The 2032-nt window shown below is 67.4% G+C and carries 1 protein-coding gene and 1 pseudogene; both read right to left on the reverse strand.

What is annotated here, in order from left to right; translation table 11 throughout:
- Positions 1-276 (reverse strand): annotated as a pseudogene (locus ACRDUX_RS01925) (6-phosphofructokinase); the annotation flags it as partial.
- A gap of 12 nt (positions 277-288) precedes the next feature.
- Positions 289-1902 (reverse strand): PEP-utilizing enzyme, encoded by a 1614-nt coding sequence (locus ACRDUX_RS01930; protein WP_526410479.1) that lies wholly within the window; start codon positions 1900-1902, stop codon positions 289-291.
- Between the last annotated feature and the right edge of the window lie 130 nt (positions 1903-2032).

Consider the following 2032-nt stretch of genomic DNA (forward strand, 5'->3'; position numbering starts at 1 on the left):
TGCGCCCGCGGGCTGACGCTCGGCGACGGTACGATGATAGGCCCACATGGTGAGCACGCCCTGATCCTCGGGGAGCGCGATGAGCACGCGGTCTTCCCACGTCTCCCACTTATCGGCGACGGTGCCCAGATGCAGCCACATGCCGATGTCGTTGACCGGGTCGTATGGTGTGAAGAGCAGGTTCTCCGTCCACGCGGGAATGTCGGGGCAGGCCCGGAGGGTGCGCTCGGTGTCCGGGCTCAGCCCGGATGACAACTGCTGGACGACGCTGCTCATTGGTGTCCCTTCCTATCCGGCCGACCGGGCCAGTACGGCGATCTCGCCGGTCGAGCCATCCACCCGCACGACGTCTCCGGTGTGCAACACCCTGGTTCCGTTCCCCGTCCCGACGACACAGGTGATGCCAAGCTCACGGGCAACGATCGCGCCGTGGCTGGCGGCGCTGCCGATGTCGGTGACGAGCGCACCCGCGAGCGACACCAGCGCCGTCCACCCAGGGTCGACGAACTTGCACACCAGCACCTCGCCGTCTTCGAGCACGTCGTCGGAGTCGGCGTCGAGCACGACCCGCACGGTGCCCTCGACCACACCGGGCCCCGCAGGCGTACCGCGCACACTGCGATCATCGTCAAGCGGCGCAAGTTCGATTGCGACGGGCTCCGGCATCCCGGTGAAGATGACCGGAAGCTCCAGTGCCCGATACTCTTCACGCCGTTCCCTGCGGAAGACGACGAGTTCGCGCGCATTGCGCGGCAGGGTGCCGAGTAGCTCGTCGGTGGTGAGGTAGAAGGTGTCGTCCGGGGAATCGAGCTTGCCCGCCGCCACCAACTCCCGGCCTAGCGCCCCTGCGGCAGACCGAGTTCCGTCCACCGCGGTGAGGAAGCCGGCCTTGGTGAGTTCCACCGACCGCACCTGGGCTCCGGTGAACTGCAGGAGTCTGCGAAAGATCCGACCCTGCAGCGCGGGCATGCCGGCCAGCAGTTCGGCTTCCGCGCGCTCGCGGGCGGCCACCGCCCGGCCCGCCCGTACCCGAGGCCGTTCGGCTTCCGGCCTGCCCGAGTGAACGGCGGCGATTCGGACCACCGCCTCGGGATCCTCCCGCCACGAATGCCCGATGACATTGCCCTCGTTGGGGCCGTGGAATCCATGCTGCTCGACGAACTCGGCGACCGACAGATGGCCCTGCCCCACCGACCACACGTCGTCGGCGAGGCTGGTCTCGATGACGCCGCCGTACCCGGCGAGCAACGTCGGCACCAGATCCGCACGTCCGAGTCGGCCGGTTATCGACTCGACCTGAGACCGAAGCCCGTTCAGAATCATCCGAGTGCGGACATGGGCCCGCATGACGGTGGTGAACCGGTGCACCGAATCGGCCAGCAGGGCACGGGGATCGGCTGGATCGCCCGGCAGCACCTCGGCTCGCCACCAGTCCATCTGCTCGTCGTGCGCGCACTGGGGCGCCCAGCGCTGTCGAATCGCCGCCAGCGGCGCCTTTACCGCTACGAAGGGCAGCCTCATCGGGTCACTCTTGGTGGGCGTGGCATCGACGCGCACCGAACCCAACAGGTCGCGTTCGAAGTCGTCACCGTCCATGCCCGGCAGGAGACCCGCCAGTTCACGGGCCCGATCGACGTTCATCGCCTGCCTGCCGTAGAAACAGGCCGTCGCCCATTGGTTCGGATCCTCGGGGACGACGAGTGCAGCCCGAGGAAGCACGCCGAAGTCGTACATGCCTGCGCGAGAAGCCAGTTCGACTCCACGACCCCAGAGCGACCAGCACAGCGGCGACAGGATGTCCGGGGTGGCCTCGCCGACGTTCGTCAGCGTCCACGTCCGGCCCGGCTCGCTGCTCCCCCGGATCGGATCCGTCAAGCCCGCGGGCATGCCGTCGTCGACCATCGTCCTCCCGATCCGCTGATGACAGTCAACTGTCACTCCCTGCGAGGATTCTGACACGACTCATCGACACACGTCCGGCTTTCTCATGTGTTCCGAACGGACTTGACTATGACAGTCGACTGCCATAGCG

The organism is Mycobacterium sp., from assembly GCF_050701675.1.
Taxonomy (GTDB): domain Bacteria; phylum Actinomycetota; class Actinomycetes; order Mycobacteriales; family Mycobacteriaceae; genus Mycobacterium.